This is a genomic window from Nocardia sp. CA-084685, assembly GCF_050955785.1.
In the GTDB taxonomy this organism is placed as follows: domain Bacteria; phylum Actinomycetota; class Actinomycetes; order Mycobacteriales; family Mycobacteriaceae; genus Nocardia.
In genome coordinates this window covers 5,655,537-5,681,949 of record NZ_CP192094.1, presented here as the reverse complement: position 1 = coordinate 5,681,949, position 26,413 = coordinate 5,655,537, and the positions used below count along the sequence as shown (strand labels likewise).

Here is a 26,413-nt window from a genome sequence, read left to right as displayed (position 1 = left end):
TGCTGTTGTTCAGGACCTGGGTCCGAACTCCCAAACGAACAGCGGCACCTTCTCCGGAGTGACCGTGGCGACGACTGCTACGCCCGCATCGCCGAAAAGGGCCGCGGCTCGGTCGATATGGTCGGCCGAGGTCACTACGACGGCGTCGCGCATGCCGATAGCGTGCATGATTCGAGCTGAACGTTCGGCATTCTGCGCGGTGGACACCGCTTCGGGCTCGATATGAATGCGCTCGGCCGGAATGCCGTGTCCGATAAGCCAATCCGCCATCGCCTGTGCCTCGGTGACACCGTTGCACGGATTCCCGCCGGTCACGATGAAAGGTGACAGCGGAGCCAGCAGGGCCTGCACATATCCGGCGTGCAGCCGGCTGACCAATTCCGGTCGCATCTCGCCGTCGGGTAGCAGTCCGTAGCCGAGCACCACGATCGCGGTCTGCGGTCCGCGGAAGCCGAGCGGCTGTGCCGAGGGCGCGGGTTCGGTTGGCGGCCAACCGAAAAGCATCCCCCGTGGCTGCTCGGCCGCGCCGCCCGCATCGGCGAACGCTGGCGGGCTGTGCAGCAATGCCGCCGCCACCGTGGCGGCGCCGAGCAGCGTCCCCGCGGTCATCCGGGCGATGCCGCGGCCGAAGCGGACGGTGGATTCGATCGGATCGAACATGGCAGCTCCACTCATTAGCCGTCGGGTCGCCGCCGACGGCGGGGAAAACGTAGAACCATGGTCTTCTCGAATGTTCCGAATTCCTCGTAACCCTTTGGTGATCTGGAGAATTCACCGAATTCGATCGTCTGAATTGTGGCCGTCGCCGCTACACCGGAAACCGCAATTGTGCCGCACCCCTAACAGGGGCAAAGCCGTTTGGTGAGGTATCCAGTTACGTTGCCGTCGTATGGGTTTCGCCTACACCCGGCTTTAGCGTTGGCGCAGTTTCAGTGCCGTCGACCGACATACCTCGGCGCTGCGACTCGAACGCTGACGTTCTCCAGAAAGGCATGTCATGAAACGAAGTAGATGCGGTCGGTCGGTCAGCGCCGCGGTGATGATGGGCGTCTCGGTGCTCGCCATGAGTGTGACCGGGGTCGCAGCACATGCGAATCCCGATCCGGCCCCAACGGAGCAGACACTGGCCGACTACATCGCCGCGGGCCGCAAGGCGGCCCCGATCGCTGATTCCGGCAGCGCGGGCAGTTCGGGTTCGGCCTGTACCTCGGGCAGCGGCGCGGGATCGGGCAATGGCTCCGGTGATTGCTACGGCGGCTCCGGCAGCAGCTCCGGATCATCGGGCGGATACGCCAGTGACACAGTGGGTTACGGCCCGCCGATGACATCGTTCCTGGCCGCCTTCGGCTACGGCCTGTTGAATCCTGATGTCGCACCGCCAGGTACCAACGACTGGAACTACAAGCCGACCGCCGAACATCCGCGCCCCGTGATCGCAGTGCACGGCACGTGGTCGAACGCCTACAACGGGTTCGCCTACATGAGCCAGCCACTGAAGGACGCGGGCTTCTGCGTCTTCACCTTCAACTACGGTCGCTCGAACCTGTTGGAGGGCGGCGGTCTCGGTTCGGTACTGCCCGGCGTGAACGGCACCGGCTACATCCAGGACTCGGCCAAGCAGGTCGCTGTCTTCGTCGATCGAGTACTCGCCGCGACCGGCGCGTCCGAGGTCGATATCGTCGCCCACTCGCAAGGTGGCTCGATGTCGAACTGGTACACCAAGTTCGAGGGTGGTGCGGCCAAGGTGAAGAACCTCGTCACTTTCGGCGCCACCCACCACGGCACCAGCCTCGACGGCATCGGCGCATTGGGTCGGGCCATCAATAACCTCGGTATCGACGTTCTCGGCCTCATCGAGATCTTCGTCGGTCACGCGGGCATCCAGCAGACCATCGGCTCGGATTTTGTCAACCAGCTCAACGTGAACGGCGACACCGTCCCCGGCGTCGACTACACCGTGGTCGGAACTCGCTACGACGAGGTCACCAACCCCTACGACCTAACCTTCTTGAAGGCCGGTCCGGGCACGACCGTCCGCAACGTCACCCTGCAGGAGGGCTGCGAACAGGACCTGTCCGACCACCTGACGATGATGTACTCGCCACGCGCGCTGTCGATCGCGCTGAACGCGCTCGACCCGGTCGGACATCCGAATCTGGAATGCGCTTTCAACCCATGGTTGATCGGCGGTAGCGGCAAGCTGTGACATCACAGCAGGCGTGCACCGCGGCCGGACAGGACGAACCCTGACTCCCCGAGCCTGTGCGGCGGGTGCGCCCACCGCCACGCGACCCGTCCCGGTGAAACGGATTCTTACCCCGCCTCCGTTTCCCGGTCGGTGCAGGCGCGTGGCGGCCTGCCCACCGGGCCGATTCCGCACAATCGGCCCGGTGGGCATTCGGTTGTCCTGACTGTCGCGGTAGTGGTGGTAAACGTTCAGCGAACTCCGGGACATCAGCGAGGAAATGCTGGTTCACTACTAGACAGCAGCGCAATCGGCACCATCTCGGGTGGATCGGTACACCCCGCCCGCGATCTACGGCAACCGACGAGTGAACGGAGATATCGATGCCTGTTCGAAGCACACCTTGGTCCGAGGGCACCCCATGTTGGGTCGATTGCCAGGTCGACGACCCGGTCAAGGCGAGCGAGTTCTACGCCGAGCTGTTCGGCTGGACCATCGAGGGTGGTGGGGACGAGGCAGGCGGATATCTGATGGGGATGAAGGGCACGGATGCGGTAGCCGGAATCGGCCCCAAGCCGCAGGCCGAGATGCCCTCGGTGTGGACGACCTACCTCGCCGCCGACGATGCCGACGCGATTGCCGAGAAGGTGAGCGCGGCCGGTGGCCAGGTGGTCATGCCCCCATTCGACGTGCTCGACGCCGGCCGCATGTTCGTCGGAATCGACACCGTCGGCGCGGCATTCGGCATCTGGCAGGCCCGTGCGCACAACGGCGCCGCCGTTCACAACGAGCATGGCGCCTACTGCTGGAACGAACTGCACACCCGCCAGCTCGACACCGCGAAGAAGTTCTATGCCGATGTCTTCGGTTTCACCTACGCAGACGTCGGTGACGGCAAGAACATGATCTACGCGATGTTCACCCCGCGCGCCGGCGAACAGCCCGCCGGCGGCATGAACGACGACACCGTGATGCCCGGCGACCCCATGCCGAGCTACTGGCTGACCTGGTTCCAGTTCGACGACGTCGACGCCGGGTTGGCGCGGGCTGCCGAACTCGGCGCGACAGTCCTGATGCCCGCCGCTGACTCACCGGCCGGTCGGATGGCAATGGTCTCGGCGCCACAGGGCGAGGTGTTCGGAATTATCGACACCAACGTGACGGTAGGCGCGATGCCGCAGTAAACGACCGTTGCCGGACGACTAACGAAATATTTGGGCGTCGCGCTTGGTGTAGGAGGCGATCGGTGTGGTCTCCATGCGTTCGATGCCGTCCAGCGTGGTGATCCGTTCGGCGAGGTAGGTGTACAGCTCTGCGGAGTTGCGGACTACCGCGATCGCTATCAGATTGTGCTCGCCGGTGGTGGCGCCGATGAATGCTGCCTCGAAGTCGGAAGCCAAGGCTGTCGCCACAGTTTGGAGCTGGTGCGGCACTATGCTCATCCAGATCACGCAGGAGATGGTGAAACCGAATGCGGCGGGGTCGATTTCGACGCTGAACCGCAGGATCCCTGCGCGTCGAAGCTCATCGAGTCGACGCCGGATCGCTGTTTCGGACCAGCCGACGCGGCGGGCGAGATCGGGGTAGGCGGTACGGCCGTCGAGTGATAGGGCGGCGAGCAGCCGGCGGTCGAGCTCGGTCAGCGATAGAGACTGTGTCGCGGCGGTATCCGGTGGTTGTAGTGCCTCGATTTGCGCGGTGGTCAGCGCGGAGGTGCGGCCGCGCCAGCGGCGGTTCATGAAGTGGTGCAGGAGCCGGTGCGCGGAGATATCGAGGACATCCCCGTGTCGGGCGAGTCCGGCCAGCGGTGCCGGGCCGTCGTCGGGAATGCGGAAGATGCACACGATTTCGGTGCCACTGTCCACCACCGTCACCCAGGCGGTGTCCGGTCTCTTGGCGAGGGCGCGAGCCAGCGTAGTGGCGGCACTGGCTCGTACCGTGATTCGGACGATCCACTCGGCGGTAGCGATCTGCCCCGCGGCGGCGACGCCGGTGACTCGGACGAGTCCGTTGCTGCGCAGGCGGCCGAATCGACGGGCCACGGTGCGCGAGGAAACCCCCAGTACCTGGGCGATTGTGCTGTACGCGGCGCGGCCGTCGATCTGTAGTGCGTGCAGCAGTTGCAGGTCGAGATCGTCGAGGGTGTCCGAATCCACCCGATCAGGGTAGATAGATGTCCGAAAACGGCGTCGACCGCCCGATAAGCGGTCTTCGACGCTGTGTTCCAGCAGGGTCGTTCACATGAACGACGACATGGGCCAGCGGTACATCGGGGCCATCCACCACACCGGTCTCAAGGGCAATGACTTCGATGCGATGACGAGTAGATACCGGTCCTTCGGATTCACCTTGACGCCGCGGTCGCGACACCTGATGAGCCAGCGGCCGGGTGAACCGGCGATTCTGGGGTGCACCGCCAACGAATGCGCGGTGTTCGGCGGCTCGTACATCGAATTGTTCGGCATCGTCGATGCCGCGGCGCCGGACCCGTGGCACGCGAAGCCGCTGCCGGATGGATTCCGGCTTCTCAATCTGGAGACCGACGACGCCGCTGTCGTCAGCGCGCGGCTCATCGAAGCCGGGCTCCCCGCTTCCGGTGTGCTCGAGCTGGAACGTGACGTCGACACCGAGGACGGCGTGCGGACCATGCGCGCCCGCACGGTGCACATCGACCCGCGCAGCACGTCCGAGGGTCTGCTCGGCATCTCCCAGCACCTGACCCGCGAATATGTGCACCAGCCACGGTATCTCGACCATCCGAACGGGGCGCGCGGGATCGCGGCGGTGACGATCGTGGCCGCCGACACCGAGTTCGACGAGATCGTCGACCGCTACCGCCGCATCGTAGCGATCGATCCGACCACCGAGGGGTCATTGACGGTGTTGGCGCACAAAGAGGTGCGACTGGAGTTCGTTCGGGCGTCGGACGCCGGCCAGGTGCTGCCCGGCGAGCCGGTGCCAGCGTCGTCGTACTTCGCGGCGATGACCATCCGGGTCGATGATGTCGACCACGCGCGTCGGATTGTGGAAAGCGGTGGCACGCCGACTCGCACGACCGCGGCGGGGTTCTTTGTGTCCGCGCGCGACGCGTACGGCGCCGGGCTGGCATTCGTCGCGCAATGATCGTCGAGACTGCCGGGGGGAAGGTCAGGGGGAGTGTCGACGGTGCGGTAACCGCATTCCGAGGTATCCCTTTCGCGACTGCCGAGCGGTTCGGCGCGCCGCGCGCTCCGGCGCCGTGGCCGGGCATCCGCGACAGTGTCGAGATCGGCCCGGCCGCACCGCAGTTGGCGTCACGGCTGGAGCGCGTCATGGGTCGGTTCACGGTTGCCCAGGCCGAAGACTGTCTGTCGCTGAATGTTTGGGCACCGGCCGGGTCCGGTCATCCGGTGCTGGTCTTCTTGCACGGCGGCGGATTCACCAGCGGCTCGGGCGGATTGGCCTGGTACGACGGTGCGGAATTGGCCGAGCACGGCGACATCGTGGTCGTGACGATCAACTATCGGCTCGGTGTGCTCGGATATCTGTGCCTGCCCGGGGTGAGCGAAGGCAATCTCGGATTGCTCGACCAACTGGCCGCACTGGAGTGGGTGCGGGACAACATCGCCGCGTTCGGCGGGGATCCGGCGCAGGTCACCGCTGCCGGGCAATCCGGCGGGGCGCTCTCGATACTCGCGATGCTGGCCGGAACCGCCGGACTCTTCCGGCGCGCGATCCTGCAGAGCACCCCTGCGGGTATGCCGCCCGCGTCACCCGAGGACGCGGTGGCGGCCGGGCGAATGCTGTTGAGCGAGTTGGGTCTTGCGCCGGCCGAGCAGCGGCGCTTGTTCGAAGCTCCGGTTGCCGAGCTGCTCTCGGCGCAGTATGCAGTCGCGGCGCGGATCGGTGGTGCGGCTCCGCCGTATCAGTTGGTCGCCGATGGTGTTCTCATCAGCGACGACTTGGTGCGGTCGGTCTCTGCGGCGGGCATCGAGGTCCTGCTGGGAACGACAAAGGACGAGGCGGCGGCGATGGTCGCCGACGCAGCCGACACTGTGACCCACCAACTGTTCCGTGCTCCTACCTTGCGTTTGGCGGAAACCCTTGCCGCGCAAGGAAATAGTGCATGGCTCTATCGATTCGACTGGCATCCCGCGGGCAGCCCCTTCGGCGCCTGTCACTGCTTGGAACTGCCGTTCCTGCTCGGTAGTGCGGCAGCGTGGGCGCACGCACCGATGCTCATGGGCGAGCGGCCGCATGCCCTCGTCGAGGACATGCGCGAGCGCTGGATCGGCTTCATCCGCCACGGCGACCCCGGCTGGTCCCGTGCCACCGAACACCACATAAACACCTGACGAGTTCCTGCCGAAGGACACGACATGACCGCTCTGCAATGGCATCGCCCACTGATGCTGCTCGCCATCGCGATGGCACTGCTTGTTCTCTTCTCGATCGGGGGCTTGATCGTCGACGATCGCGTCCTCACCGGACTGCCGATCTGGGCCAAGGCGGTGAAATTCGCGCTCTCGGTGCTGATCTACGCGGTCACCTGGGCTTGGCTGATCGCTCAGCTGACCCGCTGGCGGCGGATCGCCTGGTGGGCCGGCACGGTGGCGGCCGTCGGTCTCGGTGTGGAACTGGCCGTCATCGTGACCCAAATCGCGCGCGGCACCACCAGCCACTTCAATTTCACGACTCCGCTCAACGCGGCGCTGTGGGACACCATGGGGCTGTCCATAATCGTGGTCTGGGTCGCGACGCTGGTCGTATCGCTGATTCTGTTCCGCAACCCGACGCAGGATCCGGCACGCAACGCCGCGATCCGCTACGGCGCCGCACTATCACTGATCGGCGCGGCGCTGGGGATGCTCATGGTGGTGCCGACCTCGGCGCAACGCGAGACGGGCAGCGCCATCCAAGGCGCGCACACCGTCGGCCTGCCCGACGGCGGGCCAGGCCTGCCGATTCTCGGCTGGAGCACCACCGGTGGTGACCTACGCATCCCGCATTTTCTCGGAATGCATGCGGTGCAACTGCTTCCACTGGTCGTCATCGCCCTGGAATTCGGTGCCCGCCGAATCCGTGCTTTTCAATCGGCCCGATCCAGGGCGGCGCTCGTGACCGTCGCGGCAGCAACCTTCGGCTGCCTGCTCGCCGTGCTGACCTGGCAGGCGCTGCGCGGACAATCCGTGGTGCATCCGGACGCACCGACATTGTTGGCACTCGCTGTAATCTCCACTGCTGCAACCGGATCGGCCACGATGATCATTCGGCGGCGAACGCGATTTACGCATCCGACACCCGATCCGCTGACCGCGACCGGAGCGATTCGATGACCCGTGCGCTATTCGACCTCACCTTCTGGCCGGCCGTGCCCTTCTGGGCTCTGATGATCCTGGCGCCGCGGTGGCGCCGAACGCCAACCATCGTCGCGTCACCGCTGATCTGCGCGCCGCCGCTGCTGATCTACGCGACGCTGGTGCTACCGGAGTTCGGGCCGTTCCTGTCCGCTCTTGCCAACCCGAACCTGCCTGGGCTGCGAACAATTCTCGCCGGCAGTACGGGCGCGGCAGCGGCGTGGGCGCACTTCGTCGGATTCGATCTTTTTCTGGGCCGCTGGATCTACTTCGACAGCCGCGAACGCGGCATCCATCCCGTGCCGATCAGCGCGCTGCTGCTGTTCACGATCTTGTTCGCGCCGCTCGGCGTACTCGGCTACCTGATCATCCGATTCCTCCCGGCATACCGACCGATACCGAACCAACCCACCTATGCGGAGACATAAATGGAAACCCTGATCTTTCTCCTGATCGTGCTGCTCGTGCTGCGCCTGGCGGGTGTACTGGGAGCCACTCGATTCACCGACTGGGGGACGTGCGCGGCGTATGCGCTCGCGGCGATGCTGATGCTCACCGGCACAACACATTTCCTTCCCGACGGCCTCGCGAGCGGACCCGCTCCCACCCATAGTGATCTGCTGCCGATGGTGCCGCCATCCGTACCATTTCCGAGTTTCATGGTGTACCTGACCGGTGTGCTGGAACTGCTCGGCGCGCTCGGTCTCGTCCTCACCAGAACCCGCCGACCCGCCGGGATCGGCTTGGCCGCACTGTTCGTCACCCTGCTGCCCGCCAACATCTACGCCGCCGTATCCGACATCCCGTTCAACGGTTCGCCGGCATCCCCGCTGTGGATTCGGATACCTGAACAGGTGCTCTACATCGCGGTGGCGCTGTGGGCGGTCGGGCTCTACCGCCCGAGCCGTGTCGAACGCGTCGACGTGACAGCGGAACGCTGACCGGTGTTGTCACACCGAACGTTGGGCCATTGTGCTGGCCAGGGCGCCAGCGGACGCCGAGAAGGGTGGCGCGTATCGCGGGCTGTGTCGTATCCCTAGAGGTGTCGGACGCATTCGTGAGGTGTCCACATCCGGCCGATGTTTGCCCAACATCGTTCTGCTCCGGTCTTAGCGTTGGCGCAGTTTCTGTGCCGCTGACGAGCACAAACGGTGTGAGTCGACGAACGCCAGGGTGCTGGAGGATGTGAATAATGAAGCAAAGTCCCGCCGGACGGACGGCTGCGCCGGTTGCTGATTCGGGCAGATCGAGGGGTGAAATACGTTGGCGCCGTTGTCTACACGCGCTGGCGGTGCTGGCGATGATGTTCACTGTGGGTGTGGTTGCGGTACCGTCGGCCGCGAATGCCGATGCGCCGTCGTCGATCACCGGATCGTGGGCTGAGGATGATCGCACGGTGCAGTTGCGGGTGTATTCCGCTGCTATGCGGCAAGACATCATGGTGAAGGTGCTGCGTCCGGCAGATAGGTCGACGCCGCGGCCCACGTTGTATCTGCTCAATGGTGGCGGGGGTGGTCAGGACAGTGCGACCTGGCAGAAGAACACCGATGTGCTGAGGTTCCGTGCCGACAAAGATGTGAATGTGGTGCAGCCGGTGGGGGGAAAGTGGAGCTACTACACCGACTGGCGTGCGCCGGATCCGAAACTCGGTCTGTACAAGTGGAAGACATTCCTCACCGAGGAGTTGCCGCCGCTGATCGATGCCGAATTGGGCACCACCGGTGTCAATGCCATCGCTGGGTTATCCACCTCGGGCACTTCAGTTCTGCAGCTACCGATCGCGAAACCTGGTCTGTACCGGGCGGTTGCGGCCTACAGCGGTTGTGCGCAGATCAGCGATCCGATCGGCCAACAGTTCGTGAAGCTCGCGGTGGAGGGCTGGGGCGGTGGCGATACGGTGAATATGTATGGGCCGTCGAACGACCCGATGTGGGCGGCCAACGACCCGTACCTGCATGCCGAGCAGTTGCGCGGCATCCACCTGTTCATCTCCACAGGTACCGGCGTACCTGGCATGTACGACGTCTACAACGGCATTCACATGCAGCCCGGGCCGCGAGGGTTCTTCAATCAGCTGGTGATCGGCGGTGTCATCGAATCGGCGGTGAACTGGTGCACGCAGAACCTGCGAGTCGAACTCGATCAACTGGGCATCCCGGCCACCTACGACTTCCAGCCCACGGGAACTCACTCGTGGGGGTATTGGCAAGAGGCACTGAAGGCTTCGTGGCCGGTGCTGGCCGAGGGACTCGGCCTACCTTCGTGATCGGCGTACCCTCCTGATGCAAAGGCCCGCCGGACGATGCGGCGGGCCTTTCGAAGTGCGTTGTCAGGTGCGGTACGTGCGCGCGACCAGAGCGGAGCGCAGATACCACAGTCCGGACGGTTGTGACGGATCGAAGCCGGTGAGTTGTCCGATGCGCTTGAGCCGGTAATCGACTGTATTGGTGTGCACGTGCAGCACCCGGGCGGTGCGCTGACGGTTGAGGTTGTTGCCGATGTGGCGCTGCAGGGTTTCCAGCAGTTCGGGGTGTTCGTCCAGCGGGTCCAGCAGCGAACCGAGGTATTCGCGGCCTGGGCCGGGCCGGGTGAGCTGGTATTCGAGGGCGAGTTCGTCGAAGCGGTAGAGCCCGGCCACCGCCTGCAGCCGCTGCACCATGTCCAGCAGTTCGTGCGCCTGGTCGGCGGCGTTGGGAATCTGTTCCGGCGTGGCCACGACCATGGTCGCGGTAATGCCGACCTGCGCGGCGTGCGAGAGCCTGGTCACCACCGCGTCGAGCTCGTCGTTGTCGAATTGGGTCGAGGGGATCAGTACGGTCCCGCCGTCCACGCTCAGCAGCGACAGCGCGCTGGCACCGCATTGCGTGGCGAGTTCGGCCTGCAGTCGACGCAACTTGCGCCGGGCGACCACCTGGGCGTCGAGCATCGGATTGTGCTCTTCGTGATGCGGTGGAATGGCAACGGCGAGAACGTCGTACGACTCGGCGATGGCGATTCCGCATTCGCGCGCCATGGTGGAGGTGCTGTGTCCGCCGAGTAGTGCGGAGGTAAGTGTGTGCACGGCGGTGTGATGCTCGCTGACGACGGCGCGCAATTCGCGGATGTAGGCAACCGAGATCGCCGAGGTGAGCTTGTCGAGCAGTTCGACAACCATCTTGGCGCCATTGACGAGATTGTCGTAGTCCTTGATCGTCGCACTCGACACCACCAGCTCGAGGCCCATCTGGAAGCCCTCGTGGATGGAATGCAGGATGGTGTCGATCGGCACGCCCTCGCGGGCCCAGCCCGCGGCATGGTCCTCCAGCCGCTGCACCTTCTCCGGGATGTCCTTGCCGTCGAGCATGCTGACCGCGATCTCGAGGCAGACACGGGTGCTCGCGGTGAAATCACCGGTAATCGCATCCCCTGGCATCGTCGAGCAGGGGATGACGTTGTCCACGAAGTGGCCGACCATCTGTCGGGACAGCGCGCGGACGTCCTTGAGCGAGGACGACATCGGCTTGCCCGATAGGGTCAGGGTCGGCCTGGTCGAGTGGTCGACGGACATTGGCGACTCCTTTTCGGCCACGGGTGTAGCTGTGTGGAGCATTCACAGTAACCGCCCTGGGGACCGTGTGGACTGGTTCGCATGGTTCTGTGAGAGTGCGCTACCCGGGCGGTGGAGCGCTTGTGACCGATCACAGTGGGTCAGAGGAGCTACTGGCCGGTAATGAGAGCCGTCACATCTGCCGACGGGACCAGAAGTTAGCCGGAAGTTCGGGCGCGGCGCACCACCGGCCGTGCGGCGTAAAAATGTCGTTACGTGACTTTGTATTCGCCGCGAAATGTGCTAGCGCCCGATGTAAAACAAAAGTACCGATGGGTCGGTTCGAAAACTCCACTATCCGCTCGGTGAACCGGGTGTGAACAGCGCATTTATTGACAGATGATTCTGCGCTGGGGTGGTTGGGCGAATTGGCGCATTATCTGTGACGGTGAATCGCGGAATATATTGTCTCAGACGCGGCCTTGGTCGGCCCCCTTTCAGGTGGGCTTAGCCGAGTTCTGTACGCGCCTGGGCAAAGAATTAGCGATATGGTTGCTGAAAGTGCGATCCCGCGCTGAGTCGCGGCTATTCACATTGCCAGTCGGAAATCTGCGGTGTACAGATGGGGACATGCACCGCTGTGATTGCTGACAGTCGTGCGCATGAACGAGATATTGGACGTGACAGTCCTGATTGCCGTATCGGAGGGCAAGTGATCGCAGTCTCGGCTGACGGTGAATATCGCGCTGAACAGCGAAAATTAGTGGCGTATGCGGCGGACTCGCTAACTTCTACCGGCGTTGCGTGCGCGGTGTACGCGACAGGTTCGAGCGTATGGGAGGACGGTCGATGACCGGGTTGAACGATATCGGTACGCGGGTGCGTGAACTGTTTTCGCGTGGATTGCAGGTGCCCTCGATCGATGTGAATACGCCGTTGCTGGATTATGGCTTGGACTCGGTCCGCTCAGCGGAACTCGTCATCGAACTCGAGCACGCGTTCGGCATCGAGATCTCCGACGCCGAGGCTGCGACACTGCATACCGCGCGTGAGGTAATCGACTGTGTGGTCGCCAAGTGCGCGCCCGAACGACACTCTGGTATCGGAGCATAAGGCGTGTCCGCAGGCCTTCTGTTTTCGGAACAAATAAATTCTTCCGCCATTGTTTCCGAAGACGAATTATTCGATGATTTCGCCCGGCACAACCGTCCGGGACTGGCTCGGCTGCTGCGTGCCTGCCATCTGGATGTGGTGTACGCGGGCGCTGAAAGTGATTACCTGATCCGGCCGGATGGGACCCGAGTACTTGATCTTGTCGGCGGTTTCGGTGCGGCGCTGTTCGGACACAACCATCCGGCGCTGGTGCGGGTGGCGACCGCCCTGCTGAATCAGCGGACGACGTTCGTCTCCCAGGGCAGTGTCCGGCCAGGGGCCGCGCGACTTGCCCGAAGACTTTCCGAAGCGGTGGCCGCCGAGCGCGGTCGCGAGTACGTGGTGACCTTCGGGTCCACTGGTGCCGACGCGGTGGAGGCGGCGATCCGGCACGCGGCGGTGGCGCACGCCCGCGCCCTCGACGATCTGGAGACCGAACTGCGGCGCACCCTGCGCCGGGTTGGGCGCGACGGTATACACGACGTTCGTCCGATTGCCCTGGCCGACAACGGATCCGACGACGACCGCTCGGTCGCCGAGATTCTCACCGAATCGCTGCGGGTGATCGACGAATTGCGACGGCGCGGCCCGGTTTTCGTCTCGCTGACCGGAGCCTTCCACGGTAAGACAGCCGGTGCCTTCGCCCTGACCGAGCAGGCCGATACGCCCGCAGACCTGGTGGTGCCCGGCCCGGAACGGCGCAGGCTCGACAGCTGGGTACCGGACGCGGTCGCCAACGCATTCGCTGAGGAGCTGCGGCCGGTAAGCCGGATCACCTTCGATGGCATGGGTCGGCCGGTGCGATCGTGGACCGGGATCTCGCCGATCGCCGCGGTATTCGCCGAGCCGATCCAGGGGGAGGGCGGTGTCCGCGAGGTTCCGGACGCGACTCTGCGGGCACTGCGCGAGTTGGCCGATCGGCACACGGCGGCCCTGGTATTCGACGAGATCCAGTCGGGCATGGGCCGCACCGGAACCTTCCTCGCCTCATCGCCGTCGCAGGTGAACGCGGACTACTACCTGCTCTCGAAATCGCTGGGCGGCGGGCTGGCGAAGATCTCGGCGCTGCTGGTCGACCGGCAACGCTCGATCGCCGACTTCGGTCGATACCACACTTCGACCTTCGCCGATGACGATCTGTCCTGCGCGATCGCCGACGCGGCACTGGACCTACTGCGGGACAACCAGATCCGCATCATCGATACCGGTGCGCGACTGCGATCGCGACTCGATGCGGTGGCGCTGCGCTGGCCCAAGGAGATCGTCGCGGTGCGGGGGCGCGGGCTGCTGCAGGGCATCGAACTGTCACCACCGGAACCGACATCGGCGCTGCTGCGCGAGATCTGCGATCCGGCCATGTTCGGGTATGTGGTGGCGGGATATCTGCTGCACAGCCACCGGATCCGCATGCTGCCGACACTTTCCGCGCCGACCACACTGCGCATCCAGCCCTCGGCGTTTCTCGCCGACGCCGAGCTGGACCGCCTGACGACGGCGCTCGATGATCTCGCCGCACTGCTGCACCGCGGCGACTACGCCGAACTGCTCGCACATTTGGCCGCACCGGTCACCACGAATTGGCCGGTACCAGAACGCAGGTCGCCATCGCGGCGACGCACCAACGAGGTCGCCCGCGATTGGAACGCCCCGACCAGGGTGGTATTCCTGGCCAATCTGCCCGACGCCGCGGATCTGCGCAGATTCGCACCGGAACTGGCCGGATGGTCCGACGGCCAATTCGCCGCACTGTTCGAACGGTTGCGCGGGGTGGCCGAACCCTTCGAACTGACCAGACAGATCGTCACGTCGCCGACCGGCGCGGTGGTAGAGGTATGCCTGATCGCGGTGCCGATTTCGGCCGAGCAGATCATCGAATGCCAGCGCGCCGGACATCGTGCCTGGTTGCGCGATCTGGTGCTCGAGGCGGTAGATCAGGCAGTCGCGTTGGGTGCCAGCGTCATCGGGCTCGGTGGGTACACCTCCATCGTCACCGATGCCTCGCGCGATGTGGTGGAGGACGCCGTCAAGGTGACCTCCGGCAATTCGCTCACCGCTGCGTGTGCCTACGAAGTGGTTCGCGCCGAACTTGCCCGCCTCGAACCGGGGCAGCGCCGGATCGGCATTCTCGGTGCGCTCGGCAATATCGGCGCGGTGATGGCCGAACTGCTTGCGCCACTCGCTGATTCGGTCACCCTCGTCGGTCGCACCGGGTCGGCGTCCCGGCTGGACCGGGTGGCCGCTGGCCTCCCCGGAGTGGTAGTGGTCAGTGAGGACCTGGCCGCCCTGCGTACCTGTCGCATCGTCCTCACCGCCACGAATTCGGCCGTGCCCGTGGTCGCCACCGAAGTGCTGGCCGATGACCATCCGGTGCTCGTGGTCGATCTCGCGGTCCCCGGCGATGTGGAACCCGCGGTGTCCCAGCAGTCGAATATCACCCTGGTCTCCGGCGGGCGCATGGCGCTACCGCTGGGCCAGACACCCCCGTTTCCCGAAACCGGACTGCCCGCCGGGGTCGTCTACGCGTGTATGGCCGAAACCGTCCTGCTCGGTTTCGAACCGCGCACGGCGAGTCCGTCCTATGGCGGCCTGACCGTGGCAGGCGTACTCGCCGCCCGTGACCTGGCCGCTCGTCACGATGTGCGCCCGGTTCTGCTTCCGACAGGAGCTCCCACCGTGTCCGAAACACCTACCGCAGCTGTCCCCGCCGCGATGTTCCTCGGCGCGGCCGATTTCGCACCGGACCGCGCCGGCGGCAAGGCAGGGACTCTGCACGAACTGATCATCGCCGGATTCGAGGTGCCGCCCGGCTTCGTCGTCACGGCCGATCTCGATCTGGCCGAGGTATCCGATGACGACCTGAACGGCTGGGTCCGCGCGCTGGGCGGCTTCCCGGTCGCCGCGCGTTCGAGTGGTGTGCTCGAAGACCTCGATGACGCGAGTTTCGCTGGTCAGTACGAGTCGTACCTCGACATCACCGATATCGCGACCTTGCGCAAACATATCGAGCAGTGCCGAGAGTCGGTGCACAACGAGCGAGTTCGTACCTACCTGGCCCGGCGCGGCTATCGAGAAGCCGGTGCTTCAGTTGCCGTTCTGGTGCAGCGCATGGTCGACGCGCGGTGTGCCGGTGTCGGATTCAGCATCGATGCGTTTACCGGTATCGAGGACCACGCGGTGGTCGAAGCCTGCCGGGGACTCGGCGAACGACTCGTCTCCGGACATGTCACGCCGACCAGATTCACGGTGCGATTGTTCGACGGCACGGTGGTCGAGCGTGACGCGGGCGATGAGGATGTCGAGCTGAATGCCACCACCACAGCCGAACTCGCCGCCCTCATGCTCGCGGTGCAGGCGCACCGGCACCGTCCACAGGACATCGAATGGGCCATCGACGGCGACGGGAAACTGTGGCTGCTCCAGGCGCGGGCCATTACCGCGATCACCTGGCGTACCGATATCGACCAGTTCTCCGATGCCGATCTACGCGATGGCGGCGTCTCGGCGCGGGTCTGCACGCCGATGATGTTCTCGTTGTACGACAACGCCTTCCAGTATTCGATGCAGCAGTTCTTCGAGCGGTTGAAGCTTGCCGAGCCGGGCGTGGAACCGGACTGGATGGCCATGTACTACGGCCGCGCCTACTGGAATGTCAGTGCGGTGAAGAAGTGCTTCTTCCGCATTCCCGGCTTCGACGAACAGCATTTCGACGACGACCTCGGTGTGCTCAACGACTACGGGCCCGACGGTCCGCACCGCACTCCGACAAACGCGAAGACGATCGCCAGGGCGCTGCCCGCGGCGCTGGCGGTGCAGAGGAGCTACCAGGATCAACTGGCTGCGGTAGACGCGTTCGCAGCGGAATGGCCCGCGAAATACGCGGTGTGGCGCGAGCGAGTACGCGAACTGCCGCGGACCGACGAGGCAACCTTCGTCGCGGATCTGGCGGACTGCCTGCTCACCTTCCACGCCGCCACCGAGCGCACCTACTTCACAACCATCTACAACAACTCCAGCGTCCAGACCGACTTCAAGCAACTGCTCGACAAGGTGGATGCCGCGACCGGCGCGACCACCTCGGCCATCGGCCTGATGGGCGGGCTCGCCGATATCAGCCATATGCAGCTGCAGCGCGGCATCGTCGATTTGCACCGGGTGGCACGTGATCACGGCCTCGATGGTCCCGAATGGGTACCGACGCTCGATGCCTTCCTCGACGAGCAGGGCTTCCACGCCGATGCGGAACTCGATCTCACCAGCCCGCGCTGGTCGGAGGCGCCCGAGCGGGTGCGCTCGATGATCGCGGTCATGCTCGAACACGGCACGCCGCCAGCGGATCCGGATGTGACGCTGGTGGACCAGCGCAAACGCTACGAAGACGAACTCGCTGCGGTGCGTGCGCGGTTGCGGGCCAAGCCGCTCGCTCGAGTGAAGTACGCCAAGGCTTTGGATAAGCAGGTCGAGCGGATGCGGCGGTATCTCGTTGCGCGTGAACGCATGCGGGAGTTCTCGTCGCAGTGCTATGCGGTCGTGCGCGCGTATGTCGTCGAGGCCGGGGTGCGCCTGGCCGCGGCAGGCACGCTCGAGCAGGCCGAGGATGTGTTCCAGCTGTCGATCCACGAGCTCTGCGATCTCGCGGCTGGACGGGTGGATATCACGACACTCGCCCCGCAGATCGCTTATCGCCGTGCGGTGTACGCCGGCTACCGGGACCTGGCACCACCGCATGAGCTCGGAGGCGGAGTCACCGTTGGCGCGGTCCGCGAGATCGGTGACGGCGATCTGACCGGACTCGGGTGCAGTCCCGGTATCGCCGAGGGCACCGCACGGGTGATCACCTCGCTCGCCGATATCGACCAACTGCGCGAGGGGGACATCCTCGTGACTCGTTTCACCGATCCCGGGTGGACACCCGCGCTCGGACTGGTTTCCGCCGTGGTGACCGAGGTCGGCGGGATGCTCTCGCACGCGGCGGTTATCGGCCGCGAATACGGAATACCAGCGGTGCTGAATGTCGCGGGTGCGACGACCGCGCTGCGCTCGGGTCAGCGGATTCGGGTCGACGGCGGTGCCGGTGTGATCAGCGTGGTGCAGACCGCATCCGAGCCGGTTGCGCCTGCGTCCGGTCAAGGCGACCACGCGCACGGATTGGACGTCAGCTCCGTCGCGGAACCGGAGCAATTGAACGAGGCGCCGATTCCGAAACCGGAACAGGTACAGAAGCGTCCGCGGCCGGTCCTGGGCGAGCCGCCGATCCCGGCACCGGATGCACCAGCCGCGCCTGCGCATGCGGTGCCGCTACGACCAAGTGACCCCGAACAACAACCCAAGCCCCCGGAGCACCCATGCCCGGCAGCCACTAGAACGGACGAACCACTGACCGCACGCAAACGCCTGATCTGCATCGCCGGTGCCGACGGATCGGGTAAGACCACCCAGGTTGCCCGCATCGCCGCGGAATTCGAGGCGCAGGGCCAAAGCGTTGCCGCCGTGACTATTTGGGACGCATTCCTGGATCCGAAAGTCTCCTCGAAGCTGCCCTGGCGCAGTCCCGCCGAGATCTACGACTATCTCAAATTGCTGTCCCCGCTGAGTCGCGCGCACTTCCTGTTCCACGCCATGCAGCTGTCCTTCGATCTCGCCGCCGAACGCGGCCCGGACATCCTGTTGGCAAATGCATACTGGTACAAGTACTTCGCCACCGAGGTCGCGCACGGCGGCGATGCGGCGGTGCTGCGCAAGCTGGCGGCTGGATTCCCGGAACCCGATCGCACCTTCTATCTCGCGGTGAGTCCACAGGATGCCTTGGGGCGCAAGCAGTTGCGCAGCGACTATGAGAGTGGCTACGGGGACGAGGAGGAATTCCTGGCGTTCCAGCGGCGCAGTCACGACGCGCTGGAGGCCTTGTCGGAGGAATTCGGCTGGATCCGACTGGACGGCACCGACGCACCCGCCGACATCACCAAGGCCGTTCTCGCCCAACTGCGGGAGGACGACCGGTGACCCGTCGCGTCGCGATCGTCGGCGTCGATGGTTCGGGCAAATCCTCGGTCATGGCGCGGCTGCGCGAAATGACCCCGGGTACCGACTCTTTCGCATCGATGACCTGTCCGGACTTCCACAACACCAGGAATGTGCCGCTGACGGATCTATCCGAGCAATTCAAGGCCTTCAGCGTCGGATGCGATGAAATCGGCAGCCTGGAAATGAAGGCCACCGCGATGTATCTGCAGATGACGCTGTTCGGCCCGGTGGAACGGCACTTCCTGACCACCTGGTCGCCGGATGTGCTGGTATTCGAGCGGCATCCGCTGATCGAATTGCTGGTCTACGGGCCGCTGTATGTCGCGTTGGGCCGCCCGGAATGGAACGGTCACGATCGCGCCGATGAGATCGCTGCCGTGTTGGAACGCCATCGGCCGGGCACCTTCGATGACATTCTCGCTTGGCAGCGGTCGGAATCCAGGCGTCTTGGCAGCTCCCCGGATATCTGGGACCTGCTGTCGGAGATCGCGGATCTGGTGCGCCGGGACGTGACCGTATCCGTCCCCGGCTTCGCCGACCGTTTTCGCACCACACTGCCCGACGCTGTGCTCTGGCTGGACGCACCGCCGGAACAGGCCGCGGCACGCTGCGCGCAACGTTCGGGCAACGGGCCGAAGGAGGCCCATGAAACGGCAGAGCGGCTCGCAGCCCTGCGTGAGGGATATCTACAGGTGCGCGACAACCTCGCGGTGGCCTTCCCCGAAGTGGGATTCCATCGCATCGACACCGGCGACGGCGTCGATCTCGAGGAGTCGGTCCGCGCCTGCGTGACCGAAGGGAAGTTACTCGGGTGAGTACACAGGCAGGTACCCCGGCCACCGAAACCGAGGCGCGGGTGCGCGCCATTGTCGGTGAGGTGCTGTGGGTTTCGGCGGATGAGATCGACGCGTCCGCGCAATTGATCGACTACGGACTGGATTCGCCGACCGCGATCGAGCTGACGATTCAGCTGGAGCAGGCATTCGGCATCGTCATTCCGGAAGATGCCGCGGCACAGTTGAATACGGTCGGCGAGATCGTGCGTTACGTGCGGGGTGGGCAGTGACGACTTTGGTTCCTGCACATCCGACGATCGTGCACGCGCTGCTGGCCAATGCCGAGCGTGGAGCGTCGGCGCCATCGACGATTTTCGTACCGGAGCGTGGCGACCACGGCGGTGAAATCGCCTGGCGACACAACGATCTCGTGGCGGCGGCGGGCAGGACCGCGGCCGCGTTGGCCGCCGAGGGTGTCGAGCCGGGCGATCGGGTGATGCTGTGTCTGCCCACCTCCCCGGAGTTCGTCACGGCATTCTTCGGTGCGCTGCTGCTCGGTGCGGTGCCGACCGCGGTGGCGACACCGGGCGGATTCGGTTCGGCGGATATCTTCCGCGACAAGTTCACTCGGCTGCTCAGTTATCTGGAACCAGCGGCGGTGGTCGCGACCGGGTCGGTCCTCGCAGGGGGAGAACTGCCGGACGCCGCGGCCGCCATCGATGGCGATGTGCTGCACGCCTCGGCCTGTTCATCCGACGCGTCGACGCTGGCACCGAGACTCCCCGAACCAGGCGATCTGGCATTCATCCAGGCGACCTCCGGCTCGACGGGAACGCCGAAAGGTGTGCAGATCACCCATGCGAATCTGGCGGCCAACTGCGAACAGATCGCACAGGCCGCCGCGATGGATGCGGGCGATACCTGGGTCGGCTGGCTGCCGCTGCATCACGATATGGGGCTCATCGGTGGATTCCTTACACCGGTATTCCGTGGTATCGACGCGGTGCTGATGCCGCCGAGTCGATTTCTGCGCAGTCCGGGGGACTGGCTGCGTGCGGTCGGACGGTATCGCGGAACATTCACGGCGGCACCGAATTTCGCCTACGGATATGCGGCGGCGCGGGTTACCGACGCCGAACTCGAGGGTGTGGATCTGTCGAGTTGGCGGTTCCTGTTCTGCGGCGCCGAGCCGATCCATCCGCCGACCGTGCAGAGCTTCGTCGACCGGTTCGCGGCCTGGGGACTGCCGAAAGACGCGCTGGTGCCCTGCTACGGCATGGCCGAGGCGTCCCTCGCGGTCACCGTGAATCGCCCGCATGCGCCGGTCGCCTATGACTCGGTGTCACGCCGAGCACTTACCGGAAACGGTGTGGCCCTGGATATTCCGGAGAGCGATCTCGACGCGATGCATATCGTCGACTGCGGCGCACCGCTGTCCGGTACCGAGGTGCGCATCGTCGACGAGGACGGCGTGGCGTGCGGTGCGGACGTGGTCGGTCGCATCCAATTCCGTGGCCCGTCGATGACCATCGGCTACTTCCGGCTGCCCGAGCAGACCGCGGCCGCGACTCGGGACGGCTGGTGGGACACCGGCGATATCGGCTACCTCCGCGACGGTCGGCTGCGCATCACCGGCAGGCACAAGGACCTGATTATCATCCGCGGCGCGAATTACCTGCCCAGCGATTTCGAGCTCGCCGCACAGGAAGTCGCTGGTGTGCGTCTCGGTGGTGTCGCGGCCGTTGGTCACGCCGATACCCAAGGGCTTTCGGAGGAGTTGCATCTCATTGTCGAATCCGGTGCGGAGGCGACCGAACACGACGCGTTGCGCCGGGCGGTGCGCGTCGCGGTGAGCAAGCGCACCGGTGTGCTGCCCGCCGGGGTTCGGGTAGTGCCGCCGCGCAGCATTCCGAAGACGACGAGCGGCAAGGTGCAGCGCGCAGAGGCCCGACGGCTGTTTCTGGTCGAGGACGATCTGGTCGGTGCCGGGGGCGCGGCATGAGCGAACGACTCGGAGGTCCGGCACTGCGACATCCACTGGGTGCGTATCCGGACTACCGCGCCGACCCGCTCGCCCTGTTCTACGAACAGGCCGTCGCACACGGCGGCAGCGTTCGGCTACGCCTGGCGCATCAGCAACTGCATCTGCTGGTCGAGCCGGAGCATATCAATCAGGTGCTGGTCACCAATGCGGCCAAGTACGAGAAGGGCATCAGCTACCAGAGTCTGAACTATCTGCTCGGCCCCGGACTGCTGACCAGCGGCGGCGAACTCTGGAAACGCCAGCGCGCCCTGATCAAACCCGCGTTCTCCCGCCGCCACGTCGACACCGAGATCCCGCTCATGGTCGAGTGCGGACAGCGGATGCTCGATCGGCTCGATGCGTACGCGGCGACGGATGCGGTCTTCGACCTGGTCCCCGAGGTGATGAGCTTCGCGGCGGATGTGGTGTGCCGCGCGATTATGGGCTCCGATATCGACGGTGTGCTGCCCCAGATCGAAGACGATGTGCGCGAAGGCGTTTCGTGGGTGATGCGGCATATGGCCGCACCCATTCAAGTGCCGCTGAAGGTGCCGACCCCCGCCAATCGGCGCTTCCATGGTGTTCGCGAACGACTACATCGCGTGGTGGACAGCGTCATTCAGCGACATCGGGACGCCGATGCCGAAACGACGTCCCTGCTGGCCCGACTTCTCGCGGCCCGCGATGACGCCGGGCACGCCATGGATGACGCGCAGCTGCGTCACGAGGTGCTCACCTTCCTGCTCGCCGGACACGAGACCACCGGTGGTGCGATGGCGTGGACCATCTACGAACTGGCTCGCAATCCAACGGTGCTCGCCCGGGTCCGCGACGAGATAGATATCGCACTCGCATCGGCCGATGTCGACCGGGCGCTGCCCGCGCTGGAGCTGACCGGACGCGCGATCGACGAGGCCATGCGCCTGCACCCACCCGCGTGGGCATTCAGCCGCACCGCCATCGAACCGGATAGCTTCGACCGCTTCGATCTGCGACCGGGCGCGATCGTGGTGATCAGCCCGTTCGTGAACCACCGCTTCCCCGAATTCTGGGATTCACCACTGACCTTCGATCCGGACCGGTTCACCAAGGAGCAGACCAAGCTCCGTCCACCGTTCCGCTACTTCCCGTTCGGCTGGGGCGCACATCTGTGCGTCGGCCAGCATATGGCACTGACTGAGGTCCGGGTCGGCATCGCAATGCTGTTGGCCCGCTATGACATCCAACTCGTCAACGGGATGCGGGTGCGGGAAAACCCGGAGATCTCCAATACCCCCGATCCGGTACTCGTGCGGCTCACCCGGCGTGCGCCCGCGGTGCCGACGGCCACGACCATGCGGGAGGCCGCGCAATGACCGGAACAATCGTCAGCGATATCGCACTGGCCGCCGATGCGACGACGGCGACGCAAGTGGGCGCCAAGGCCGCGAATCTCGGCAGACTGGTGGCGGCGGGCCACCGGGTGCCACCGTTCGTGGTGCTGAGCGCCACCGCGTGTGCGCGCATTCTCGGACCGATCCGTGAATCCATCACCGCGGAGCTGGCTTCGCTCGTTCACACCGACCCCGCGTCGTTGCGTGCGGTGGCGGGGGAGATCCGCACGATCATCCTGGCTCAGGAAATTCCGGCGGAGATCAGTACCGAGCTGGGTGCGAATGTGCGTGAAATCGTGGATCGCACATCGCAATCCGATGCTCGCCTGGCGGTGCGCTCCTCGGTCAGCGGTGAGGATTCGGCGTCGGACTCCTTCGCGGGCCAACTCGACACCCTGCTGAATGTCGCGCCGGCGGACGTTTCGTCGGCCGTGCTGGAGGTGCTGGCCTCCGCTTACTCGGAGCGGTCGCTGTTCTATCGAGTACATCGTGGACTGGACAACACCGAGATCGACTGCGCCGTCCTGGTGCAGGTGCTGATCGACAGCGCGGTCTCCGGCGTCGCCTTCAGCTGCAACCCGCAGACCGGCGATCCGGGCGAGGCGGTCGTCTCGGCAGCTCTGGGTCTTGGCGAAGGTGTGGTCGCCGGAACCGTGGAATGCGATACCTATTTCGTCGACACCGCACGGCGCACGATCGTGTCCCGTTCGGTGGCCGAGAAGCAGAGCCGGGTCGTGGTCGCGGCCGACGGTTCCGGAACCGTCGTCGAACAGATCGCCACCGTCACCGATCAGGCGCTCACCGACGCGCAGGTGGTCGAACTCGTTGACATCGCAACGGGATTGGCCGAAGAACTCGGCGTGCCGCAGGATATCGAGTGGGCCTATGACGCCGACGGCGTGCTGTATCTGCTCCAAGCCCGCCCGATCACCGCGACCGGCGCCCGCGAAACCATTTTCGACAATGTGAATGTCGCCGAGTCCTATCCCGGTGTGTCCAGCCCGTTGACCTTCTCGATCCTGCGGAATGCCTATGCACAGGTTTTCCGTGCCTGCCACAAGGATTTCGGCGCCACCGGCGCCATCGTCGAACGCAACACCGCGAGCCTGTATCCCTATCTGGTCGGTACGGCGCACGGCCGCATCTACTACAACATCAGCAACTGGTACCGGCTGTTCCTGCAGATACCGGGCATGGAGTTCGCCATCGAAGGCTGGGAGGCGGCACTCAATATCGAGAACCGTTACCAGCGGCCGTCCGCGCCGAAACGCGGTCGGGCACGGGTTGAGATGTATCTGCTGCGGTTACGGATCGCCGCCATCATCACCGTTGGCTGGTTGCGGCTACCGCGGCGGCTGCGCGCATTCTTCACCGAACTTCAGCTGTTCACCGCGGATCTGGAGCACCGGTTGCACCCGGAAACACCGGAGCGGGAACGGGATCCGGAAGCACTGCTGCAGTGGATGGAGCGCTGCCTGCGCGAACTCGTCCCCGCCTACGCGGTGCAGATCTTCAATGACTTTCTGGCCCAGCAGATGTTCCACGTCGTCGGTCTGCTGCTGGAACGCGAAGGCCTCACCGAAACAGCAGCCATCACCCTGCGCAATGAATTGTTCTGTGGTGAAGAGGGCGTCGACAGCGTAGACCCGGTTCGCTCAGCGCTCGCTCTGACCGCAACGGTCCGGGCGGACACCGCGCTGCGTGAGCTGTTCGAGGGTCCGCTGGAGCCGCATGAGGTATGGAAAGCCTTGGCGCAGCCCGAATTCACCGATTTCCACGGTGCATGTCTGCGGCATATCAGCCTGTTCGGCGACCGTACCGTCGACGAGCTGAAGCTGGAAACCGATCCGCTGAGCGAACATCCGCAGCGACTGGTTCCCATGCTGCGCAACTACCTGCGTGGCGGTCAGAACATCGACGAAATGGTGGCCAGAGAGAAGCAGATTCGGCGCGAGGCGGAGCGCACGGCCGCGAGACTTTTCCGTGGCAAGCTCCCGCAACGGTTGGCATTCCGGTTCGCACTCGGCCGCGCGCGCGAGCACGTGAAACAGCGCGAGAATATGCGGCTGGGCCGCAGCCGATCCTTCGGCCTGGTCAAACGGGTTTTCCGGGAATACGGCAGGCAGATGCACGCGGCCGGATTGCTCGAGGATCCGCGCGATATCTTCTGGCTCACCTACGAGGAAATCGCGGCCCTCACCCGTGGCACCGCGGTCGATACCGATGCGGCACGTACGGTCGCCACACGCAAGAGTGACCACGAGCGGTGGCGCGCCGAGCAGTTGCCCTCCCGAATCGTCACGGCCGGAATCGCGGCCGTCGGCATCAATGATCCGGCCTTCGATCATCCGGCCCCTACCGGCGATTCCGGCAGTGTGCTGCACGGAATCGGTTGTGCGCCAGGTCGTGTCGAAGCCCCGGCACTGGTGTTGACCACTCCGGAACCGGATGTGGTCGTCGACGGGCAGATCCTCGTCGCATCCAGCACCGATCCCGGTTGGGTCTTCCTGATGGTGGCCGCCGCGGGATTGGTCAGTGAGAAGGGCAGCCCGCTCTCACACACCGCCATTATCGGCCGCGAACTCGGCATCCCCACCGTCGTCGGCGTCCCTGACATCACCCGGCTGGTCGCAAGTGGAGATGTGCTGATTCTCGACGGCAAGGCCGGAACCGCAACCATCGTTGAGGAACACAGCTCATGACATCCACCGCAGCCGCACCGCACGAGACCGCGCACGGCGAGAATTTCAACCTCGAGCATTACCTCGATCCCGCAGCGCACACCTTCGAACAGCGCTTCGAGGAGTTCCGGACCTATGTCGCCAACGCGCGCGGCACCGGGTTCGTCCTGCGCGAGATCACCGGACCTGCGGGTCCGGTCGTGCAGGTCCGCGACCCCGACGGCGGCGCGGTCCGCGACCTGATCATGTTGGGGTCGAATAACTACCTCGGCCTCGGCAATGAACCGGAGATCGTAGAGGCTGCCGTCCGGGCCGTGCGCGAATTCGGTGTCGGCCACGGCGGGCCGCCACTGCTCAACGGCACCACCTCGGTGCATCGGCGGCTGGAGGAGCGCCTCGCCGAGACCAAAGGCTGCGAATCCGCACTGGTGTTCTCCTCCGGTTATGCCGCCAATGTCGGCTGGGTAACCGGTCTGCTGCGCAAGGGCGACATCCTGCTCTACGACGAGCAGAGCCACGCCAGCCTCTACGACGGCATCCAACTCGGGCGGGTCCGCTCGATGGCCTTCGAGCACAACGACCTTCGGCACCTGCGCCACCGGCTCATGCAGATCCGGTGGCGCAATCCGGGCGCCAACATCGTGGTCGCCGTCGAGGGCGTGTATTCGATGGACGGCGATATCGCACCGGTGCCGGAAATTCGGGCGCTGTGCGATTCGTTCGGGGCCTGGCTGGCCATCGACGACGCGCACGGCACCGGTGTGCTCGGCGCGAACGGTCATGGCACCGCCGAACATTTCGGCATGGGTTCCGGATCGGTCGAGCTGTACATGGGCACATTCTCGAAGGTGTTCGCCACCACCGGCGGTTTCGTCGCCGGTTCGAAGGATCTGGTGGACACGCTGCGGTTCTTCGCGCGCTCGTACATGTTCTCGGCGTCGCTGGCACCCGCGGTCGTCGCCTCGGTACTCGCCGCCATCGATTTCATCGACGCGCATCCGGAGCGAGTCCGCCAATTGCACGACAACGTCGACTATTTCGTGCGGGAACTGTGCCGAATGGGTTTCGCGGTCGATCCGCAGACCGCGATCATCCCGATCCTGGTGCCGCAGCGCCTCGCCGTCGCAGAGGTTGTCGCGGCACTGCACGCCGAGGGGGTGTTCGTCAACGGGGTCGAGTTCCCGGCGGTCCCGCGCGAACAGCAGCGGCTTCGGGTCAGCATGATGGCCACGCTCAGTCGCGATCAGCTCGATTTCGCATTGGAGAAGATATCGGCCGTGGCCCGCCGCTTCGCCTTCCACCCCGACCAAATCGGTCCCACCGAAGAAGGAATCCGCTGA

Annotated in this window: 19 protein-coding genes; 16 read left to right on the top strand and 3 right to left on the bottom strand. The window is 65.0% G+C overall.

Annotation, left to right across the window (positions count from 1 at the left end; genetic code table 11):
- Positions 1-9 precede the first annotated feature (9 nt).
- On the bottom strand, positions 10-660 hold the full coding sequence (locus ACQP2U_RS25265) for a YdcF family protein (RefSeq protein ID WP_433709770.1): 651 nt from the start codon (positions 658-660) through the stop codon (positions 10-12).
- A gap of 337 nt (positions 661-997) precedes the next feature.
- Between ACQP2U_RS25265 and ACQP2U_RS25260 the strand changes: the two genes are divergently transcribed.
- Together ACQP2U_RS25260 and ACQP2U_RS25255 are read left to right on the top strand one after the other, a co-directional pair.
- Positions 998-2,206 carry an esterase/lipase family protein gene (locus ACQP2U_RS25260; protein ID WP_433709769.1) on the top strand — a complete coding sequence of 403 codons (1,209 nt, stop codon included), beginning with the start codon at positions 998-1,000 and terminating at the stop codon, positions 2,204-2,206.
- A gap of 362 nt (positions 2,207-2,568) precedes the next feature.
- On the top strand, positions 2,569-3,369 hold the full coding sequence (locus tag ACQP2U_RS25255) for a VOC family protein (RefSeq protein WP_433709768.1): 801 nt from the start codon (positions 2,569-2,571) through the stop codon (positions 3,367-3,369).
- Between the two features lie 18 nt (positions 3,370-3,387).
- Here the strand turns inward: ACQP2U_RS25255 and ACQP2U_RS25250 are convergent, their stop codons facing one another.
- Entirely contained in the window at positions 3,388-4,341 is a 954-nt protein-coding gene (locus tag ACQP2U_RS25250; protein ID WP_433709767.1) for an AsnC family transcriptional regulator, read from the bottom strand.
- An 85-nt stretch (positions 4,342-4,426) separates the two neighbouring features.
- Between ACQP2U_RS25250 and ACQP2U_RS25245 the strand changes: the two genes are divergently transcribed.
- From ACQP2U_RS25245 to ACQP2U_RS25220, 6 genes are all read left to right on the top strand, one after another.
- Positions 4,427-5,308 carry a VOC family protein gene (locus ACQP2U_RS25245; protein ID WP_433709766.1) on the top strand — a complete coding sequence of 294 codons (882 nt, stop codon included), beginning with the start codon at positions 4,427-4,429 and terminating at the stop codon, positions 5,306-5,308.
- Positions 5,305-6,519, top strand: a complete 1,215-nt coding sequence (locus ACQP2U_RS25240; protein ID WP_433709765.1) for a carboxylesterase/lipase family protein — start codon at positions 5,305-5,307, stop codon at positions 6,517-6,519. The genes ACQP2U_RS25245 and ACQP2U_RS25240 overlap by 4 nt, the downstream gene beginning before the upstream one ends.
- A 24-nt stretch (positions 6,520-6,543) precedes the next feature.
- Positions 6,544-7,500: a hypothetical protein gene (locus ACQP2U_RS25235; protein WP_433709764.1), complete on the top strand. Its 957-nt coding sequence runs from the start codon at positions 6,544-6,546 to the stop codon at positions 7,498-7,500.
- Entirely contained in the window at positions 7,497-7,949 is a 453-nt protein-coding gene (locus ACQP2U_RS25230) for an ABA4-like family protein (protein WP_433709763.1), read from the top strand. The genes ACQP2U_RS25235 and ACQP2U_RS25230 overlap by 4 nt, the downstream gene beginning before the upstream one ends.
- On the top strand, positions 7,950-8,462 hold the full coding sequence (locus tag ACQP2U_RS25225) for a DoxX family protein (protein WP_433709762.1): 513 nt from the start codon (positions 7,950-7,952) through the stop codon (positions 8,460-8,462).
- A 359-nt stretch (positions 8,463-8,821) separates the two neighbouring features.
- On the top strand, positions 8,822-9,787 hold the full coding sequence (locus ACQP2U_RS25220) for an alpha/beta hydrolase-fold protein (RefSeq protein ID WP_433709761.1): 966 nt from the start codon (positions 8,822-8,824) through the stop codon (positions 9,785-9,787).
- A 63-nt stretch (positions 9,788-9,850) separates the two neighbouring features.
- Here ACQP2U_RS25220 and ACQP2U_RS25215 read toward each other — a convergent pair whose 3' ends face one another.
- On the bottom strand, positions 9,851-11,068 hold the full coding sequence (locus ACQP2U_RS25215; protein WP_397029147.1) for a PucR family transcriptional regulator: 1,218 nt from the start codon (positions 11,066-11,068) through the stop codon (positions 9,851-9,853).
- Between the two features lie 828 nt (positions 11,069-11,896).
- On the opposite strand from ACQP2U_RS25215, the gene ACQP2U_RS25210 reads away from it, so the two are divergent.
- From ACQP2U_RS25210 to ACQP2U_RS25175, 8 genes are read left to right on the top strand one after another with little or no spacing between them, the layout of a single operon-like run.
- Positions 11,897-12,160, top strand: coding sequence for an acyl carrier protein (locus ACQP2U_RS25210; protein ID WP_433709760.1), 264 nt, complete (start codon positions 11,897-11,899; stop codon positions 12,158-12,160).
- Between the two features lie 3 nt (positions 12,161-12,163).
- On the top strand, positions 12,164-18,199 hold the full coding sequence (locus ACQP2U_RS25205; protein WP_433709759.1) for an aminotransferase class III-fold pyridoxal phosphate-dependent enzyme: 6,036 nt from the start codon (positions 12,164-12,166) through the stop codon (positions 18,197-18,199).
- A complete protein-coding gene (locus ACQP2U_RS25200; protein ID WP_433709758.1) occupies positions 18,196-19,035 on the top strand; it encodes a hypothetical protein in 840 nt (279 codons plus the stop codon). The genes ACQP2U_RS25205 and ACQP2U_RS25200 overlap by 4 nt, the downstream gene beginning before the upstream one ends.
- Positions 19,032-19,286, top strand: coding sequence for an acyl carrier protein (locus ACQP2U_RS25195; RefSeq protein ID WP_397029155.1), 255 nt, complete (start codon positions 19,032-19,034; stop codon positions 19,284-19,286). Before ACQP2U_RS25200 ends, ACQP2U_RS25195 begins: the two co-directional genes overlap by 4 nt.
- Positions 19,283-20,998 (top strand): fatty acyl-AMP ligase, encoded by a 1,716-nt coding sequence (locus ACQP2U_RS25190; RefSeq protein WP_433709757.1) that lies wholly within the window; start codon positions 19,283-19,285, stop codon positions 20,996-20,998. The genes ACQP2U_RS25195 and ACQP2U_RS25190 overlap by 4 nt, the downstream gene beginning before the upstream one ends.
- Positions 20,995-22,374, top strand: coding sequence for a cytochrome P450 (locus ACQP2U_RS25185; protein ID WP_433709756.1), 1,380 nt, complete (start codon positions 20,995-20,997; stop codon positions 22,372-22,374). Before ACQP2U_RS25190 ends, ACQP2U_RS25185 begins: the two co-directional genes overlap by 4 nt.
- The gene (locus ACQP2U_RS25180) at positions 22,371-25,094 is read left to right on the top strand and encodes a PEP/pyruvate-binding domain-containing protein (protein ID WP_433709755.1); all 2,724 of its coding nucleotides are present in this window, start codon (positions 22,371-22,373) and stop codon (positions 25,092-25,094) included. The genes ACQP2U_RS25185 and ACQP2U_RS25180 overlap by 4 nt, the downstream gene beginning before the upstream one ends.
- On the top strand, positions 25,091-26,413 hold the full coding sequence (locus tag ACQP2U_RS25175; RefSeq protein ID WP_433709754.1) for an aminotransferase class I/II-fold pyridoxal phosphate-dependent enzyme: 1,323 nt from the start codon (positions 25,091-25,093) through the stop codon (positions 26,411-26,413). The genes ACQP2U_RS25180 and ACQP2U_RS25175 overlap by 4 nt, the downstream gene beginning before the upstream one ends.

Bases quoted from the DNA above. Each gene is read 5' to 3' on its own strand.
- ACQP2U_RS25225 (WP_433709762.1), top strand. From the start codon at position 7,950: ATGGAAACCCTGATCTTTCTCCTGATCGTGCTGCTCGTGCTGCGCCTG.
- ACQP2U_RS25220 (WP_433709761.1), top strand. From the start codon at position 8,822: ATGATGTTCACTGTGGGTGTGGTTGCGGTACCGTCGGCCGCGAATGCC.
- ACQP2U_RS25265 (WP_433709770.1), bottom strand. From the start codon at position 660: ATGTTCGATCCGATCGAATCCACCGTCCGCTTCGGCCGCGGCATCGCC.
- ACQP2U_RS25175 (WP_433709754.1), top strand. From the start codon at position 25,091: ATGACATCCACCGCAGCCGCACCGCACGAGACCGCGCACGGCGAGAAT.
- ACQP2U_RS25185 (WP_433709756.1), top strand. From the start codon at position 20,995: ATGAGCGAACGACTCGGAGGTCCGGCACTGCGACATCCACTGGGTGCG.
- ACQP2U_RS25180 (WP_433709755.1), top strand. From the start codon at position 22,371: ATGACCGGAACAATCGTCAGCGATATCGCACTGGCCGCCGATGCGACG.
- ACQP2U_RS25260 (WP_433709769.1), top strand. From the start codon at position 998: ATGAAACGAAGTAGATGCGGTCGGTCGGTCAGCGCCGCGGTGATGATG.
- ACQP2U_RS25230 (WP_433709763.1), top strand. From the start codon at position 7,497: ATGACCCGTGCGCTATTCGACCTCACCTTCTGGCCGGCCGTGCCCTTC.
- ACQP2U_RS25210 (WP_433709760.1), top strand. From the start codon at position 11,897: ATGACCGGGTTGAACGATATCGGTACGCGGGTGCGTGAACTGTTTTCG.
- ACQP2U_RS25245 (WP_433709766.1), top strand. From the start codon at position 4,427: ATGAACGACGACATGGGCCAGCGGTACATCGGGGCCATCCACCACACC.
- ACQP2U_RS25235 (WP_433709764.1), top strand. From the start codon at position 6,544: ATGACCGCTCTGCAATGGCATCGCCCACTGATGCTGCTCGCCATCGCG.
- ACQP2U_RS25240 (WP_433709765.1), top strand. From the start codon at position 5,305: ATGATCGTCGAGACTGCCGGGGGGAAGGTCAGGGGGAGTGTCGACGGT.
- ACQP2U_RS25255 (WP_433709768.1), top strand. From the start codon at position 2,569: ATGCCTGTTCGAAGCACACCTTGGTCCGAGGGCACCCCATGTTGGGTC.
- ACQP2U_RS25215 (WP_397029147.1), bottom strand. From the start codon at position 11,068: ATGTCCGTCGACCACTCGACCAGGCCGACCCTGACCCTATCGGGCAAG.